Source organism: Streptomyces sp. CGMCC 4.7035 (assembly GCF_031583065.1).
Classification (GTDB): domain Bacteria; phylum Actinomycetota; class Actinomycetes; order Streptomycetales; family Streptomycetaceae; genus Streptomyces; species Streptomyces yaanensis.
The window spans coordinates 4,208,532-4,225,193 of the sequence record NZ_CP134053.1 but is presented as its reverse complement, the minus strand read 5'-3'; the positions used below and the strand labels follow the sequence as shown (position 1 = coordinate 4,225,193).

Sequence of the window (16,662 nt, the reverse complement as noted above, 5' to 3'; positions counted from 1 at the left end):
CACGCCCTGGCTCACAGGAATCACCGAGGTACGGCAGAACAATTGACGCGCCCTCGTCTCCCCTCTACCTTCTGATCGCCTCATCGAACCTCGTTCGATATTTCGGCGCCCAACCGGCCCCGCACGCCCTTTGGAGAGCGCATGAGCGTACGACCCCGCCCCGCTTCCCACCCCTCGCGCCGACTGTTCCTCGGCATGGCCGCGACGGTTCCGCTCGCCCTGACCACCGATCTGACCGCCGGGGCCCGGCCCGCCGACGCCGCCGACTCGGCCTACGTCATGGGCTACTTCACCGAGTCACCGAGTGGAAACGGCACCGACTACGGACTGCACCTGGCCGTCAGCACGGACTCCCGTCACTGGATGCCGCTCAACCAGAACAATCCCGTGGTCACGCCCACCGAGGGTGCACTCGGACTGCGCGACCCGTTCATCCTGCGCAAGCAGGACGGCACCTTCGTCGTGCTCGCCACCGACCTCAAGGGCACCGACTGGAGTTACGTCAGCCAGTACATCCACGTCTGGGACTCCGCGGACCTGCGCACGTTCACCGGTTACCGCCGGCTCAAGCTGCATGGCATGAACACCCACAGCTGGGCGCCCGAAGCCTTCTGGGACGCGGGGCGCGGCCGGTACGCCATCATCTACTCCGCCGTCAACGACAGCGGCCACAACGTGATCATGGTCAACTACACCACCGACTTCAAGACGGTGACGACCGCGCAGGTCTTCTTCGATCCCGGCTACGACGTCATCGACGGGGACATGGCGGTGGGCGTCGACGGCGTGAACTACCTGTATTTCAAAGACAGTTCGAAACAGGCGCTGGTCGGCGCGCGGTCCAGTTCCCTGGACCCCGGCAGCTTCACCGTCTTCAGCACCCCGGCCGCCCACGGCGGCACCGAGGCCCCGATCCTCGTGAAGTCGCCGACGGCCGGCGCCTGGTACCTGTGGGGAGACACCTATACGCCGAACGGCGTCTTCTACGCCTGGCAGACCACCGACCTGGCCGCGGGCACCTGGACGGCCCTGGACCAGCGCGACTACACGCAGCCGGTGAACTCCAAGCACGGCACCATCCAGCCGATCACCACGGCCGAGTACACCAACCTCGTGGCCAAGTGGGGCGCTCCGGCCTGGAACCGGCTCAAGTCCTACAACTATCCGGCCCGTTACGTCCGTCACTCCAACTACGTCGGACGGATCGACGAGTACCCGTTCGACCCGTACACCGACGCACAGTGGAAGCTCGTTCCCGGCCTCGCCGACAGCGCCGGCGTCTCCTTCCAGTCGGTCAACTATCCGACCCGCTATCTGCGCCACTACAACTACCAGCTGCAACTGGACGTCAGCGACGGCACGACGACGTTCGCGCAGGACGCCACCTTCTACTCCACCGCGGGACTCGCCGACTCCTCGTGGACGTCGTTCCGCTCGTACAACAACCCGACCCGCTACATCAGGCACTCCAACTACGTGCTGCGCATCGACCCGATCTCGACCGCCACCGACCGGGCCGACGCCACCTTCTCCGTCGGCTACTAGCGGGCAGAGCCGGGCCCACGGGCGCACCAGGCAGGGACGCTTGCTGTCGAAGGTCCAGTCCTCGATGAGGTACCGCATGGCGACGGTTGAGCGGGATGGAGACGGACTGGAGCGCCGGCGCGTGGGTGAGCCGGCGCCGGTCCGTCGCGATCATGTGGGTGGCCGTGGGCAGCCCGGTGGCCCGGCGCAAGGCCAGAGCACTGGGCAGCGGCCGGCTGTCTCATGGCGGGACTCCCCCGGGAGGTGAAAAGGGTGGTGGACAACTGGGCCGTGTGCGTCACACGTTGAGGACGTCCAGAATCGACTCCATGGCGAGGACGCCGCCCAGGCCGAGGACGGCCGGGACCGTCGTGTAGCTGGTGCGCGCCTTGATCGCGTCGATGACGGACAGGTTGAAGTACTCCCTGAACATCCAAAAGCCCGGGTCGTTGACGTGGGAGAAGGCGATCGACCCGCAGGAGACGGCGAGCACCCTCATCTCCGGTGGACTCCGCTCCCGGCGAGCAGCGGAAGCGCAGCCGTTGAGTCTCAGCTTCGTCATCAAAAAGAGCAGGGCCAGCATTCGCGAGGTGACGTGTCGTCAGCACGCCTCATGTCACAGGAAGAAGGACAGATGAGCACCGGCGGTACTGGCTCACCTGCACGCGCACTTCGACGGCGCGGCAATCGTTCCGGCCGGGATACCGCACATCGGCCGAACTCGGGCTGGTGGTGGGGCGCGTTACGCCGTGAACCGGTCCCTGCCCGGCTCGGTCACGGCGTCGGCGTCGGCGTCACGCGGATGCCGACCGTCCCCTTCTCGCCCCGGCGCAGGCGGCTGCCGAGGAGGGTGAGGCGGCCGATGATGCCGTACTTGCGGGCGATGAGTTCTCGGTAGCGGGCCGTCGTGGCCGGGTCGCAGATCTCGGCGGTGGCGGGGACCGGGTCACCGGTCGGGTTGCCACGCATGTCGCAGGGGCCGACCAGGACATCGGCGCGGGCCCGGATCCGCTTCACCTTCCAGGAGTCCGCGGTGGTCCAGACGCCGAGCGCGTCGCCGTCCCCCACCACCCACACCGGGGTGGCGACCGGCGTGCCGTTCTTGCGGTAGCTGGTGACCAGCAGGTACTTGCCCGTTGCGAGCCGGTTCAGCGAGGCCTCGTCCATGGTCGCAGTCTACGCACTCGACGCGAAGGGCGCCGGTACGGACGTATGACCGTACCGGCGCCCGGATTCCGGGATGCCCGGATGCGCGGATGCGCGGAAGGGACCGTCAGTCCAGCCGGCCGTCGTAGTCGGGCAGCTTGAACGTGCGCTCGGCGTGTCCGCCGACGAGGTCCGAGTCGTTGTTGCCGACGTTCGCGATGATCGTGTAGCCCTGCGCCTCGATCTCCGCGCGCTTGCTCGTCTTGTAGGCGCTGACCTCGTCGAACAGGTCCGGCAGAGCACGCACGTACAGGCCGTCCACCGGGTAGCCCACGGTCTTGAGGTTCCACTTGGTCTCGGAGGCGATGATGCCCGGGCGCGCGGTGACGAAGAAGACGGAGACACCGCGGGACTTCGCGTACTTCGCCAGCTCCAGCGAGGGCTTGACCGCCGGCGTGGGCAGCTCGTACCACGGGTGGAAGTACGTCTCCAGCGTGGTGTTGTCGATGTCGAAGACGATCGCGAGCTTCTGCCCGGTGGTGTTCGCGGTGCGCTGCTGGACGTACGGCAGCGCCTGGTCGGTCACCGCCTTCACATCCGTCTGCCAGGTGGCGTAGTCGACTTCGGCGGCCTGGGCGGCGGCCGCACTCACGGTGGTCGCGGCCGGAGCCGCGGAGGCGGTCTGGGCGGCCGTGACCGTTCCGCCGATGCCGAGCGCCACCACCGCCGAGACCGCACCGATCCGGCGCCCCACACCACGTCCTGTCATGCCCGTCCCTTCTCTCGTGTGAAAGCGGCGACGGTGCCTCGACCGTGCCGCGCCGGACATGTTCATGCCCAAGAGTGAACGACAGGCCACGGAAGAGCTACTGGTTGGTAGACAGTTAATTCCCGGTGTCGGGCGGGTTCTTCGGCGCTCAGGCGTCGAGGACGGCGAGGAACCGCCGCGCGAGTCACCGACGGCATGACTTCCGCGGCTCGCCGATGAACACGAAGGCACGGGCGCACGTATGGAGGGAGGGCGTTCGACGACCGGAGCGCCCCGCGGTGGTGACGCCGTGATGTTCGGGGTTCGGGAGCCATGAATGAGGCATGCACGACGACGGATCGTCCGGCGGGGGACGCAGCTCGCGGCCGTCGGCGGACTGCTCCTTGGTGGTCTGATGGTCACCCAGGCCCTGGCGAGCGAGCCGTCCACCGCGCAGATGTCTGGCGGCACGACCGCCCAGACCGCCTCCCGGACGGGTTCCACCCTCGTGTCGCGGATCGGCACCTCTCGGACGGCGGGCAGCTGGGTCGCGTCCGACGGAAAGCCCGTCGTCGCCGTGACCGACAAGGCAGCCGCCGCCGAGGTGACTGCGGCCGGAGCCCGCGCCAAGATGGTGCGCCACAGCATGGACCAGCTCAAGTCGGCCACGAAGGCCCTGAGTTCGGCGCCCAAGGTGGCGGGCACGGCCTGGTCCGTGGACTACAGGACCAACCAGGTGGTGGTGCAGGCCGACAGCACCGTCTCCGCCTCCGACTGGTCCAAAATGACGAAACTCGCGGACGGCATCGGGGACGTCGTGCACATGGAGCGCACCCAGGGGAAGTTCACGACCAGGGTCAACGGCGCCCAGCCCATCTTCTCGACCGGCGGCCGCTGTTCGGCGGGCTTCAACGTGACCAACGGCCAGAGCGAGTTCATCCTCACGGCCGGACACTGCGGGCCCGGCGGCTCGCTCTGGTTCTCCGACAACACGGGCCGGACGCAGGTGGGCCGGACGGTCACGTCGGAGTTCCCCGGCGAGGGCGACTTCTCCCTCATCCGCTACGAGAACGGGCAGCAGACCCCCGGTGAGAACGTCGTGGCCATCGGGGGCGGACGCGGTGTGCGCATCACGGCGGCCGGGGACCCGGTCGTCGGGGAGAAGGTGTTTCGCAGCGGCAGCACCAGCGGTCTGCGTGACGGCGAGGTCACCGCGCTCAACGCGACGGTGAACTACCCGGAGGGCTCGGTCACCGGCCTTATCCAGACCACGGTGTGCGCCGAACCCGGCGACAGCGGCGGCCCGTTGTTCTCCGAGGGCATCGCGCTCGGCGTGACATCGGGCGGCAGCGGGGACTGCCAGTCGGGCGGTACGACGTTCTTCCAGCCGGTGACGAAGGCGATGGCCACGCTCGGCGTGCAGTTGACGGGGCAGCCGCAGGCGTCGGCCGGTGCGACCGCCCAGACCTCCGGCGCCTCCGCCCCGGCCGCCCCGGCCTCCCAAGGCGCGGCCATCGCGCCGGGGTCGGCGGATCCGGGGGCCGCGGCTCCGGGCGCGGTCCAGCAGGTGGGCAGCGCCGACACCGCCGAGAGCTTCCTGTCGCGGCTCACCGACCCGCGGAACATCGGGCCGGGCATGCTGGTCATCGCGGGCAGTCTCGTCGCCCTCGCGGCCACCCGCTACATCCGCACGGAACAGGAACGCAACGCCTACCGCCGCGCCTACTCCGGCACCTGGGGCTGATCCCGCCCTTTCGGAGCACCCGACGACGCGCCCCCTGCTCAGGACCGGCCCCGCTGCTGAAGAAGGGAAGGGGCACGGCCGGCAGGAGGAACGTGATGAGCGCACGCGTACGGCCGTTGATCCTGGTGCGCGGCTTCGGCGGGCCGGACGTGACCGGGGTGCGGCGCGGCGCGTACCAGGGCTTCAACGACGGCACGGTGTACCCGACACGGCGGGCGACAACCACATCCACGAGAGCTTCGTGCTGCGTGCGATGAAGTCGCCGCGCCGGCGGGCCGAGGTGTGAGGAGCGAGGCCCGGTGATCCGGCCGAGGGTGGGAGAGTACGGGGCGCGTCGGTCGAGCGGACGGTCACGCAGCCTGTATCGGGCGCGGGGAGGCCGCCGCCCATTCCATGACGAGCCGCTGGTACTCCCGCCGCTCGTCCATGCTGAGCGTCCCGCCGCTCCGGAACCACAGGGCCCGGATCTCCTCGTTGACCTCGTCGGCGGAGCGTTCCGCGGCGGGTTCAGGAGTGGTGGACATGGTGTGAAGCATACGGGCCCTGACGTGAAGGCGAGGTCAGTAATCGGGCACCTCCCGGCATTCCGGACCGTGAAGCTGATCACTCCTGGTCAGCCGGGCGGTTCACGCCTCCACGGCCCCCAGCACCAGCACCTGGATGGCGAGTACCGCCGCTCCGCGCGCCCAGTCGTGGAAGTCGGAGACCTTGGTCTCCAGGTCGACCGGGGCGGCCAGTGGATGGCGGTGGGTGCGCAGCGTCTCCCGTACCGTCTTTCCGGCGGCGTCGATCAGGCCGACCCCCTCTCCGGCGAGCAGGATCTTCTGGGGCATCGCGAAGTTGGCGATCTGGGCGATCAGTGTGCCCAGGGCGTGTGCCGCCTCGTCGATGACACGGGAGCACATGGGCTCGCCCGCCGCGGCGAGGCCGAGGATCTCCTCGTAGGTCATGTCGCGGCCGGTGGCCGCCTGGATCTGGTACCGGATGCTGGGAATGGTCAGCAGCGAGACGGCGCTGCCGCGTTCGCCGTCGGGGGTGAGCGGGCCGTTGGGGTTCAGGATCCAGTGCCGCCCGAAACCTCGGTCCTCCCCGGCGTACGGCACCCGCCTGCCGCCCAGGACGAGCCCGTAGCCGATGCCCGCGCCGATGGTGAGGACGACGAAGCGGTCCAGACCGCGGCCGGCTCCGAACCAGGTCTCGGCCTCGACGAGGGCGGCGACGTCGTTCTCCACGACCACCGGCAATCCGGTGCGCTCCTCCACGAGTTCGGCCAGCGGGACGTCGCGCCACCGGAGGTAGGGCGACTCCCCGACCACGGCCCGGTTCTGGACGAAGCCGCCCACGCCGATGCCGATGCCCGCGAGAGCGGGGAACCGCGCGGCGAGCTCGCGGGTCATCTCGGCCAGGAGACCGGCGACTTCGCCGGGGTCGTGGCCGGTCAGAGGCCGGTCGAGCCGGGCGACGATGTCGCTTCTGAGCGTGGTGACGACGCCGTAGACCATGTCTGCGGTGATCTTGAAGCCGATGAAGGCACGGGACTCGGCGACGACGTCGAGCGGCTGCGAGGGGCGGCCCTGACGTGTCTCCCCCGGCGCGCCAGCATCGGGGACCTCCAAGAGCAGGCCGGATTCGATCAGCGGCTTGGTCAGCCGGGTGAGGCTGCCCTGGGAGAGGTGCAGCCGTCGCGCGAGTTCGGTGCGCGACAGGGGGCCGTGCACGAGCACCTCGATCGCCACCGAGCGTTCGCCGGGGCTCAGCGGCAGCCAGCTGGGGGCAACTGTGGTCATGGGGGTCAGGCTCTCACAAGTTTTTTCTTTCACCGTGGAACTAAGGGGGTGACCCCACGAAGATAAGCGAAAAGCCAACGAGGAGGGCAACCCGGACAATCCTACAAGGAGGTCCGCCTGTCGAGAAGATGTCCGCACCACTCTTGACGTCAGGATTCTTTCACGTCAAAAGTAAGTGCACGCTCCTCGACCTGTGAAGGACACGCATTTCATGACGTTTTCGCTCGGCATCGTCGGCGCCGGTCAGTTCTCGGGCCAGTTCGCCACCCTGTTCCAGGCCCACCCCGGCGTCGGCGACGTCTACGTCACCGACCTGCTGCCCGAACGGGCGGAGCAGCTCGCCGCTGCCCAGGGTCTCGCGGGCACCTTCCCGTCGTACGAGGCCATGCTGGAGTCCGCGGCCGTCGACGCCGTCGCGATCTTCACCCAGCGCTGGACCCACGGCCCCCTCGTGGTCCAGGCGCTCAACGCCGGCAAGCACGTGTACTCCGCCGTCCCCATGGCGATCAGCACCGAGGAGATCGCGGCGATCATCGATGCGGTCAAGGCCACCGGACTGACGTACATGATGGGCGAGACGAGCCAGTACAACCCGGCGACCGTGCACGCCCGCAACCAGATCGCCGAGGGCGCCTTCGGACGGCTCTTCTACGCCGAGGGCGACTACGTCCACGACATGGACCTCGGGTTCTATGAGGCGTACCAGTACAGCGGCGGCGAGAACTGGAAGGCGACCGCCAGCTATCCCCCGCTGCTCTACCCGACCCACTCGGTCGGCGGTGTGCTCGGCGCCTGGCAGACGCACGCGGTGAGCGTGTCCGCGATCGGCGTGCGCGACGACCGCGGGGACGGGGTCTTCGACAAGGAGATCAGCCAGTTCGGCAACGACTTCTCCAACGCCAGCGCGCTGTTCGAGGTGGCGGGCGGCGGCTCCTTCCGTACGAACGAGTTCCGGCGGGTCGGCTACCCCTCGCACATAAGGGAGTCGCGTTTCCGGTTCTTCGGCACCGAGGCGAGCATGGAGCAGCTCGCCACCGTGGCTCTGTGGCAGGACAAGAAGGGGGTCAAGGACATCAGCGAGCTGCTGGAGCCCAAGCCCACGATGTCCCCTGACGACCCGTCGCTCCAGCACATCGCGCCGGAGCTGCGGGCCGCCTTCACCTCCGGTTCGGCTCCGGTGCACGACCGGTCGCGGCTACCGCGGGAGTTCGACAACCTGCACAACGGGCACGAGGGGAGCCACCACTTCCTGGTGGACGACTTCGTGACCGCTGTGGGCACCCGTACCCTGCCGTCCGTGAACGCGTGGGTCGCGGCCCGCTACACGCTACCGGGGATCGTCGCGCACGAGTCGGCGCTCAGGGGCGGGGTCCGGCTGGAGATCCCGGACTTCGGAGACGCACCCGCGTAACTCGCCTGTGCGGTCCGGCCGTTCACGAGGACGGCCGGACCGCACACACGTCAGGTGCCGGGCTTGCGGCCGTAGACGAACACGTCGTCGCCGGTCTTCAGCAGCGACCAGTACTTCTTGGCGTCGGTCTTGGTCATGTTGACGCAGCCGTGCGAGCCCGGCGGATTCCACATGCTGAGGCCGACCGAGTGGAAGGCCTGGCCGCCGTCGAAGAACTGGCTGTAGGGCATGGGCACGTGGTACACGCTCGACACATGGTCGATGTCCCGCCAGTAGATCTTCTTCAGGCCGGTGCGGGTCTCGTAGCCGTTGCGGCCGGTCCGGACCGGGACGGGGCCGTAGACGAGACGGTCGCCGTCCTGGATCCAGCTGAGCTGGAGCGTGAGGTTGACGCAGGCGATGCGGCCCTTGTTGACGGGGCACTTCCCGTCCTTGTTGGGCTTGTTCCCGACGGCCTTCTGCTTGTTCATGAGGTCCATGACGCCCCAGGTCACCGGGCCCGCGTAGCCCACGGCGGGGGTGATGCCGTGCTTGTTCTGGAAGGCCTGGATCGCCTTGCAGTCGGCGCTGGACTGCCTGCCGTCGACCGGCCGGCCGAGGAACTTCTCGACCTGCTTCTGATACGGGCCGGTCTGCGTGGTGCAGCTCGCGGCACCGGCGGGCGCGGTGCCGAGCGCGAGCGTGAGCGGTGTCACCAGCGCGGTGATCCCGAGTGCGACGGCTCCCCGTCTGCGTATGTCCCCCATGGCGGACCCTTCGTCTTCTGTACGGACTTGCGCTCGGCGCGCGTCCCGTACGCGGCGCGTTTCCTGCCAGGTAGACAAGCCGCGGGGCATGGGGGTTGCAGGGACGGATCACACTGCGACGAAACCGTGACAGTCCGCATCGCGCGGTCGGCCGGCCGGGAGCTCGCGGAGAAGGTCCTGCGCGGCATCACCGGCTGAGGGCGGGCGCAGTCGACCGGCGCAGTCGGCTCACCCGTCACAGCTCGGTGGCCGGTATGCGCACCACCATCCGGGCGCCGGGGTCGTTGTCCTCGATGTGGATGTGCCCGTGGTGCGCGAGGACCAGGTCGTGGACGATCGCCAGCCCCAGACCGCTTCCGCCGGTGTCCCGGGCGCGGGCCCCGTCCAATCGGGTGAAACGGTCGAAGACGCGGTTCCGGTCGGCCACCGGGATGCCGGGACCGTCGTCGGCGACGACCAGGCACGCGATGCCGTCGCGGACGCCCAGACGCACCACGATCCGGTCGTCCGCGTACCGGATGGCGTTGTCCAGCAGATTGCGCACGACCCTGGCCAGGGCATCACCGTCGCCGTACACACGGGCCGCGCACACGGCGTGCTGGTCGATGACGAGAGAGGTGCGGCGGCGGGCGTGGCGGACTTCCTGGAAGACGACCTCGTCCAGGTCCACGGGACGTTTGCGCAGCCGGGGCAGGGCGTCGAGGCGGGCCATCCGTACGAGGTCGTCGACGAGCCCGGACAGCCGTTCGCTCTCCTCGATCAGGGCGGGGCCGCGGGAGGGCCAGTCCGCGGAGCCGGGGTGCCGGACCGCCACCTCCAGCTGGGTGTGCAGGCTGCTGAGGGGGCTGCGCAGCTCGTGTGCCGCGTCCGCGACGAACTGCCGCTGTCGCTGCTGGGAGACGTCCAGCCGGGCGAGCAGGTCGTTGAGGGTCCGCGCCAGCCGGCCCAGGGCGTCGTCGGCCGGCGGCACGTCCAGGCGGCGGCCCAGGTCGCAGGCGGTGATCTCGGCGGTCTGGGCGCTCAGGGCCTCCACGGGCCGAAGCGCGCGTCCGGTCAGCAGCCAGACCACGCCGGTGAGCAGGGCGACGGCCGGCGGCACGGCGATGGCCAGGCCCAGGGTGAGCTTGGCCAGGTTGTCACTCACGGCCTTGGTGGGCACGGCGACATACACGGTCACCGGGTCGCTCCTGCCACCGGCGGAGATGGCCAGCGCGCGCCAGGTGCCGTCCCCGCTCAGGGGCAGGCCGCGCACGCTGTGGGCCTGCGGCGTCGCGCCCGAGGGGGTCGGGGGGAAGGTGAAAAGCGCGGGTTTCCCCGCCAGATTCGCCGAACTGCACCGCACCGAGCCACCCGCGCCGACGACCTGCACGGCGGTGTCGCCGCCGGAGACCGGAAGGACGCGGGCGAGAGTGCCGTTGTCGACGCTCGCCGCGATGACCTGGGCCCGCTGGAGCGCGGTCTGGTCCAGCCCGGTGATCAGGCTCATGCGCAGCCAGACGACCAGCAGGCAGGACGCGCCGACCAGTGCCACCGCGATGATCAGGGCCGCCGCGGCCGTCAGCCTGAGCCGCAGAGAGCGGCGGGCCCAGCACGCGGGGGCGGGGATACGCACCGGTTCACCTCCCGGTACCGCGCAGTCTGTAGCCGGCGCCCCGGACGGTCTCGATCGTCCGGCGGCCGAACGGGGCGTCGATCTTGCGCCGCAGATAGCCGATATAGACCTCGACGATGTTGGTGTCGCCGTCGAAGTTCTCGTCCCAGACGTGTTCGAGGATGTCCGTCTTGCTGACCACCTCGTCGGGATGCCGGAGCAGGAACTCCAGGAGGGTGAATTCGCGAGCCGTCAGGGTGATCTCCCGGCCCCCGCGGTGACAGCGGCGGCGCGCCGGATCCAGGTCGAGGTCGCCGGCCTCCAGCACGGCGGGCCGGGCGGGCGCCCCGCGCCGCAGCAGCGCCCGCAGATGGGCGACCAGCACCACGTACGAGAACGGCTTGCTCAGGTAGTCGTCGGCGCCGAGGTCCAGGGCGTCCGCCTCGTCGTACTCGCCGTCCTTGGCGGTGAGGATGAGCACGGGCGTCCACACACTGGCCGCCCGCAGCCGCTTGAGGACCTCGTAACCGGACAAGCCGGGCAGCATGAGGTCCAGCACGATCACGTCGTACGGCTCGTTCACGGCCCGCCACAGCCCGTCGACGCCGTCGTACGCCACATCGGCGACAAAGCCCTCCTCGGCGAGCCCGTGGGCGACCGCCGCGGCGAGCCCGCGTTCGTCCTCGATCACCAGCACTCGCATGGCCCGACCTCTCTTCTCACCCTATGAAGACATGGTCAGGGCCGCGCGCCCAGCACGCCTGGTGACGGCGTCACTCCGGGTGGTGACCGAATGCCCCGTCTTTCTCAGCCTCCTCTCAGGGGGTCTGCCGCACGCTGATGGCAACGGGATGAACGAGCGCTTCCGCGCCCGTCAGACGAAGGAGAGACACGATGACGATCGTCCGACGCAGGATCGCACTGATCGCCGGCACGATGGTGCTGGCCGGCGCGGCGAGCAGCGGTGTCGCCATGGCGAGCACTCCGGCGAGCACCCCCACGGCGGCGCACACCTCCATCCAGAACAACGGGGGGTTCTGCAACTTCCGTGGTGGTTGGGGCGGCAACTGGGGCGGCAACTGGTGGAACAACAACTGCGGCTTCGGCGGCTTCCGTGACCGCGGCAACTTCGTTTTCGTCAACTTCAACCGCGGCTTCGGCGGCTACGGCGGCTACGGCGGCTTCGGCGGCTACGGCGGCTATGGCGGCTTCGGCGGCTACGGCGGCTACGGCGGCTACGGCGGCTTCGGCGGCTACGGCGGCTACGGCGGCTACGGCTGGCGGTGACCGCACCTGACCCACCCACCGTGTGCCGGTCCGGGCCCCATGGGGCTCGGACCGGCACCCATGTCGGCGGTGTGCCTCAGGCGGCCCGGCGCGCCCGGCCGCGGTGGGCGCGCACGATGTCCGCGTACCGGTGTCCGCTGTCCTTGATCGTGCGGACCTGGGTCCGGTAGTCGACGTGGACGAGGCCGAAGCGCTTGTCGTAGCCGTACGCCCACTCGAAGTTGTCGAGCAGCGACCAGGCGAAGTAGCCGGCCAGCGGGGCGCCCTTGCGGGCCGCGGAGGCGCAGGCCGCCAGATGCCGGACCAGGTAGTCCTGGCGTTCGGGGTCCTCGACGGTGCCGTCGGATCGTACGACGTCGGGGAAGGCGGAGCCGTTCTCGGTGACGTAGAGCTTGCGGGCCCCGTAGTCGTGGGTGAGGCGCAGCAGCAGCGACTCGATGCCGCTCGCGTCGATCTCCCAGTCCATGCCGGTGCGCGGGACGCCGAGGCGGCGGACGGAGCGGGTACGGGGGGCCGGGCCGGCCGGCTCGTCGGCGACGGTGGCCGGGAAGTAATAGTTGAGGCCCAGCCAGTCCAGCGGTGCGGCGATCGTCGTCGCGTCGCCGGGCCGCTCGGGGAGGTCGACGCCGTACACCTCGCGCATGTCCGCCGGGAAACCGCGGCCGTGGACCGGGTCGAGCCACCAGCGGTTGACGTGGCCGTCCATGCGGCGGGCCGCCGCGGTGTCCTCGGGGCGGTCGGTGGCCGCGTGCACGGTGGAGAGGTTGTTGACGATGCCGACCTCGGCGCCCGGGGCGGCCGCACGGATCGCCTGAGCGGCGAGGCCGTGGCCGAGGAGTAGATGGTAGGAGGCGCGGACCGCGGCGGTCAGGTCGGTGAGGCCGGGGGCCATCCTGCCTTCGAGATGGCCGATCCAGGCCGAGCACAAGGGTTCGTTGAGGGTGGCCCAGTGGGTGACGCGGTCACCGAGGCGTTCGGCGACGACCGAGGCGTACGCGGCGAAGTGCTCGGCGGTGGCCCGTTCGGGCCAGCCGCCGCGGTCCTGGAGCGCCTGCGGCAGGTCCCAGTGGTAGAGGGTGACCGACGGGGTGATGCCCGCTTCCAGCAGGCCGTCGATCAACGCGTCGTAGAAGGCCAGGCCCTTGGGGTTCACCTGGCCGTCGCCGCCCGGGATCACCCTTGGCCAGGCGATGGAGAGCCGGTAGGCGTTGGTGCCGAGCCGCCGCATCAGTCCGATGTCCTCGCGCCAGCGGTGGTAGTGGTCGCAGGCGACGTCGCCGTTGTCGCCGCCCGCGGTCTTTCCGGGGGTGTGCGAGAAGGTGTCCCAGATCGACGGCGCACGGCCGTCCTCGGTGACGGCTCCCTCGATCTGGTACGCCGATGTGGCCGTGCCCCACAGGAAGTCGTGCGGGAGTGCGGCCAGGTCGATGCGTTCGGACACGGAAGTCCTCTCAGGGATGGGGGCGTTGGTCACTTCACGGCTCCGGCGGTGAGCCCGGTGACGAGGTAGCGCTGCAGCAGCAGGAAGCCCGCGACCACGGGGACGCTCACGACGAGCGAGGCGGCCATGATCTGGTTCCAGTACACCTCGTTCTGGGTGGAGTAGCCCTGCAGGCCGATGGCGAGCGTGCGGGTGGTGTCGTTGGTCATCACGGAGGCGAAGAGCACCTCGCCCCACGCGGTCATGAAGGCGTAGACGGCGACGGCGACGATGCCGGGGATCGCGGCCGGGACGACGACACGCAGCAGCGCGCCGAGCGGGCCGCAACCGTCCACCAGCGCCGCCTCGTCCAGATCGCGCGGCACCGAGTCGAAGTACCCGATCAGCATCCAGATCGAGAACGGCAACGAGAACGTCAGATACGTGAGGATCAGTCCGCCGCGCGAGCCGAACAGGGCGATGCCGGTGGCGTTGCCGATGTTGACGTAGAGGAGGAACAGCGGCAGCAGGAAGAGGATGCCGGGGAACATCTGCGTGGACAGGACGGTGACCGTGAACACGCGCTTGCCGGGGAAGTCGTAGCGGCTGACCGCGTATCCGGCGAAGACGGCGATCACCACCGAGCAGACGGTCGCCGCTCCCGCCACGATCAGGGAGTTCATGAAGTACTTCGCCAGCGGCACCGTCGACCAGATGTCGATGTAGGGCCGGATCGTCAGTCCGCTCGGCCACCAGCGGAACTTCCCCGAGACGTCCTGAAGCGGCTTCAGGGAGCTGGAGACCATGACGTACACCGGCAGCAGGACGAATCCGGTGAGCAGGGTGAGGAAGACCCGGCGCGACCAGAGGAAGGAGCGCGGGGGCGCCATCGGGGATCTAGGCATCGGCCCTCCTCCGCCCGCGCGAGGTGAGGGCGAGATACGCGCCCGTCACGACCAGCAGGAAGAGCAGGAGCAGGACGGACATCGCGGAGCCGGTGCCGAAGTTCCAGGTGACGAACGACGCCTGGTAGATGTGGATCGAGATGAGGTCGGCGGCCTGCGGTGCGGCCCTGCCGAACAGGACGTACGGCGTGTTGAAGTCGTTGAACGTCCACAGGAACAGGACGAGGACCAGGACCTGGTTGACCGGGCGCAGTGACGGCAGGGTGATGCGCCGGATCTGCTGCCACAGGCCGGCCCCGTCCAGGGCCGCCGCCTCGTACAGGTCCTTCGGAATGTTCTGCAGTCCGGCCATGACGATCAGGAAGGCGAACGGCCAGCCTTTCCACACCGACACGGTCAGCAGGGCCACGAAGCTGTTGCCTCCGATGAGCCAGAAGGAGGGCTCGTCGGTGAGGTGCAGCTGGTCGTGGAGGACGTGGTTCACCAGGCCGTTGTCGTGCTGGAACATGAACGCCCAGGTGACGACGGCCGCGTAGACGGGCAGCGCGTACGGGACCAGGAACAGGGCGCGCAGGAGGCCCCGGCCGCGGAAGGTGTCCTGCATGTACAGCGCGGCCGCGGTGCCGATCAGCCAGCACAGGGCCACCGACAGCAGGGTGAAGCCGCAGGTGACGAGGAACGAGTGGAGCAGCGCGTCACCGACGGGCGCGTTGAAGTCGACCGACATCCGGTAGTTGTCGATTCCGGACCAGGGCGCGGTGCCCCAGTCGCGGATGTAGAACTGGGTGAGCTCCTTGAAGCTCATCACGATGCCGATCGCCATCGGCACCAGGTGGACGAGGAGTTCGAGAAGCAGCGCGGGCAGGAGCAGCAGGTACGGCAGTCCGATGCGGCGGATCCGCCCGGTGCGGCGCGGGCCGCGCGCCGCACCGGGGGAACGTGTGGAGGCCGTCCGGCCCCTGGCCTCCACGGTGGCAGTGGTCGTCATCGCGCTCACTTCGCCGGCATCTGCTGCTGGGCCTTCTCGAGCTTGGCCTTCACCGACGCGGTGGTCACCGGGCGTCCCGCGGCAGCGTCGGCGAACAGCTCCTTGACGGCCGTACCGACCGTCGTCTCGAACTGGGACTCGTCGGCCACCTGCGGCAGCGCCGCGGCACTCTTCGCGAGGGTGTCCTTCAGGACGGTCGTGGCCGGGGAGTTGAACGCGGCGTCCGACTGGGCGGACCTGACCGGCGGTATGGAACCGTACGCCGTGTTGAGGAGCTTCTGCTCGTCGTCGCTCGTCATGAACTTCACGAACTTGGTGGCACCGTCGCGGTTCCTGGTGTTCTTGAAGACGGCCAGGTTGATGCCCGCGACCATCGAGTTGACGTTCGTGCCGGTGCCCGGAGTACCGGACGGCACGGGCACCGGGGCGACGCCCCAGTCGTCGTCCTTCATGCCGAGGTTCTTGAGGGTGGCTGACGCGGTCTGCCACAGGACCATCGCTGTTTTGCCCTTGGCGAAGTCACTCAGGGACTGGTTCTGGGCGTACTCGGCGTTGCCGGGCGCGATGATCTTGTCGGTGGCCATGAGGTCGACGTACTGCTTGATCGCGGCGACCGCCTTCTCGGAGGTGAAGTCGGGCTTTCCGTCGCTGGTGAAGAAGTCCGCGCCGTGCTGCTTGCCGAAGACGAAGGCGTGGTGGATGTTCTCGGAGAGGTTCGAACCCTCGGCGCCGAGGCCCCACTTGCCGCCCGTGGAGATCTTCTTTCCGTCGGCGATCAGCTCGTCCCAGGTGGCCGGCGGCTTGGAGAGGCCCGCGTCGGCGAACATCTTCTTGTTGTAGTAGAGCGCGTAGGCCATCGAGTACAGCGGCACGGCGGCCGGGTCCTTGCCCTGCGCACCCGTCGAGCCGAGCGCCGAGTCCACGAAGCGGTCCTTGCCGCCGATCTTGCCGAAGTTCTCGGCGTCCCATGGCAGCAGCGCCCCGGTGGCCTGAAGCGAGGCGCTCCAGGTGTTGCCGATGTTGAGGACGTCGGGACCCTGGCCGGAGGTGGTCGCGGTGAGGATCCGGTTGAGCAGGTCCGACCAGGGCACGACCTCCAGCTTCACCTTGATGCCGGTCTGCTTCTCGAACTTGTCGAGTTCGGGCTGGAGGACCTTCTTGTCGACCTCGATGCTGGCGCCCTGGTTGGAGGCCCAGTACGTAAGCGTCTTGGGCGAGTCGTTCGACCCGCCACCCGTCGACGAACCGCCACCGCAGGCCGAGGCGGCAAGGGCGAGAGACATGGTGACGGCGCCTACGGCGGCGGCTCGGATGCTGCGCATGACTCCTGGTGTCCCTTTCCGGGAGGGAAGAACCCCGAGGAAG

Annotated in this window: 16 protein-coding genes and 1 pseudogene; 5 read left to right on the top strand and 12 right to left on the bottom strand. The window is 69.2% G+C overall.

Annotated features, from left to right (window positions below; genetic code table 11):
* Positions 1 to 141 precede the first annotated feature (141 nt).
* Entirely contained in the window at positions 142 to 1,545 is a 1,404-nt protein-coding gene (locus Q2K21_RS18170; protein ID WP_310772084.1) for a glycoside hydrolase family 43 protein, read from the top strand.
* 277 nt (positions 1,546 to 1,822) lie between these two features.
* Here the strand turns inward: Q2K21_RS18170 and Q2K21_RS18165 are convergent.
* From Q2K21_RS18165 to Q2K21_RS18155, 3 genes and pseudogenes are all read right to left on the bottom strand, one after another.
* Positions 1,823 to 2,070: pseudogene (locus Q2K21_RS18165) on the bottom strand (GntT/GntP/DsdX family permease); the annotation flags it as partial.
* Between the two features lie 228 nt (positions 2,071 to 2,298).
* Positions 2,299 to 2,691, bottom strand: coding sequence for a PPOX class F420-dependent oxidoreductase (locus tag Q2K21_RS18160; RefSeq protein WP_310772081.1), 393 nt, complete (start codon positions 2,689 to 2,691; stop codon positions 2,299 to 2,301).
* A gap of 106 nt (positions 2,692 to 2,797) precedes the next feature.
* On the bottom strand, positions 2,798 to 3,439 hold the full coding sequence (locus Q2K21_RS18155) for an HAD family acid phosphatase (protein ID WP_310772078.1): 642 nt from the start codon (positions 3,437 to 3,439) through the stop codon (positions 2,798 to 2,800).
* 316 nt (positions 3,440 to 3,755) lie between these two features.
* Here Q2K21_RS18155 and Q2K21_RS18150 point away from each other — a divergent pair, with 316 nt between their 5' ends.
* Both Q2K21_RS18150 and Q2K21_RS18145 read left to right on the top strand, forming a co-directional pair.
* Entirely contained in the window at positions 3,756 to 5,162 is a 1,407-nt protein-coding gene (locus tag Q2K21_RS18150; protein WP_310772075.1) for a S1 family peptidase, read from the top strand.
* A 95-nt stretch (positions 5,163 to 5,257) separates the two neighbouring features.
* Positions 5,258 to 5,419: a hypothetical protein gene (locus tag Q2K21_RS18145; RefSeq protein WP_310772073.1), complete on the top strand. Its 162-nt coding sequence runs from the start codon at positions 5,258 to 5,260 to the stop codon at positions 5,417 to 5,419.
* Positions 5,420 to 5,512: 93 nt separating this feature from the next.
* Here the strand turns inward: Q2K21_RS18145 and Q2K21_RS18140 are convergent, their stop codons facing one another.
* Together Q2K21_RS18140 and Q2K21_RS18135 are read right to left on the bottom strand one after the other, a co-directional pair.
* Entirely contained in the window at positions 5,513 to 5,698 is a 186-nt protein-coding gene (locus Q2K21_RS18140) for a hypothetical protein (protein ID WP_310772070.1), read from the bottom strand.
* Between the two features lie 90 nt (positions 5,699 to 5,788).
* Complete coding sequence (locus Q2K21_RS18135) at positions 5,789 to 6,949, bottom strand: ROK family transcriptional regulator (RefSeq protein ID WP_310772068.1); 1,161 nt, start codon at positions 6,947 to 6,949, stop codon at positions 5,789 to 5,791.
* Positions 6,950 to 7,160: 211 nt separating this feature from the next.
* On the opposite strand from Q2K21_RS18135, the gene Q2K21_RS18130 reads away from it, so the two are divergent.
* Positions 7,161 to 8,360: a Gfo/Idh/MocA family protein gene (locus Q2K21_RS18130; protein WP_310772065.1), complete on the top strand. Its 1,200-nt coding sequence runs from the start codon at positions 7,161 to 7,163 to the stop codon at positions 8,358 to 8,360.
* 50 nt (positions 8,361 to 8,410) lie between these two features.
* On the opposite strand, the gene Q2K21_RS18125 is transcribed toward Q2K21_RS18130, so the two are convergent.
* The 3 genes from Q2K21_RS18125 to Q2K21_RS18115 all read right to left on the bottom strand — a co-directional run bounded on the left by Q2K21_RS18125 (position 8,411) and on the right by Q2K21_RS18115 (position 11,400).
* Entirely contained in the window at positions 8,411 to 9,106 is a 696-nt protein-coding gene (locus Q2K21_RS18125; protein WP_310772062.1) for a L,D-transpeptidase family protein, read from the bottom strand.
* A 235-nt stretch (positions 9,107 to 9,341) separates the two neighbouring features.
* Entirely contained in the window at positions 9,342 to 10,718 is a 1,377-nt protein-coding gene (locus Q2K21_RS18120) for a sensor histidine kinase (protein ID WP_310772059.1), read from the bottom strand.
* Between the two features lie 4 nt (positions 10,719 to 10,722).
* Positions 10,723 to 11,400, bottom strand: coding sequence for a response regulator transcription factor (locus Q2K21_RS18115; protein WP_310772056.1), 678 nt, complete (start codon positions 11,398 to 11,400; stop codon positions 10,723 to 10,725).
* 191 nt (positions 11,401 to 11,591) lie between these two features.
* On the opposite strand from Q2K21_RS18115, the gene Q2K21_RS18110 reads away from it, so the two are divergent.
* Entirely contained in the window at positions 11,592 to 11,984 is a 393-nt protein-coding gene (locus Q2K21_RS18110; protein ID WP_310772052.1) for a hypothetical protein, read from the top strand.
* Between the two features lie 76 nt (positions 11,985 to 12,060).
* On the opposite strand, the gene Q2K21_RS18105 is transcribed toward Q2K21_RS18110, so the two are convergent.
* Genes Q2K21_RS18105 through Q2K21_RS18090 form a run of 4 tightly spaced genes read right to left on the bottom strand, consistent with a single transcriptional unit; the run spans position 12,061 to position 16,619 of the window.
* A complete protein-coding gene (locus tag Q2K21_RS18105) occupies positions 12,061 to 13,425 on the bottom strand; it encodes a GH1 family beta-glucosidase (RefSeq protein WP_310772049.1) in 1,365 nt (454 codons plus the stop codon).
* Between the two features lie 29 nt (positions 13,426 to 13,454).
* Positions 13,455 to 14,309, bottom strand: coding sequence for a carbohydrate ABC transporter permease (locus Q2K21_RS18100; protein WP_310772046.1), 855 nt, complete (start codon positions 14,307 to 14,309; stop codon positions 13,455 to 13,457).
* Complete coding sequence (locus Q2K21_RS18095; RefSeq protein WP_310772043.1) at positions 14,302 to 15,297, bottom strand: carbohydrate ABC transporter permease; 996 nt, start codon at positions 15,295 to 15,297, stop codon at positions 14,302 to 14,304. Before Q2K21_RS18095 ends, Q2K21_RS18100 begins: the two co-directional genes overlap by 8 nt.
* Before the next feature lie 5 nt (positions 15,298 to 15,302).
* A complete protein-coding gene (locus Q2K21_RS18090; protein WP_310772039.1) occupies positions 15,303 to 16,619 on the bottom strand; it encodes an ABC transporter substrate-binding protein in 1,317 nt (438 codons plus the stop codon).
* Positions 16,620 to 16,662 lie beyond the last annotated feature (43 nt).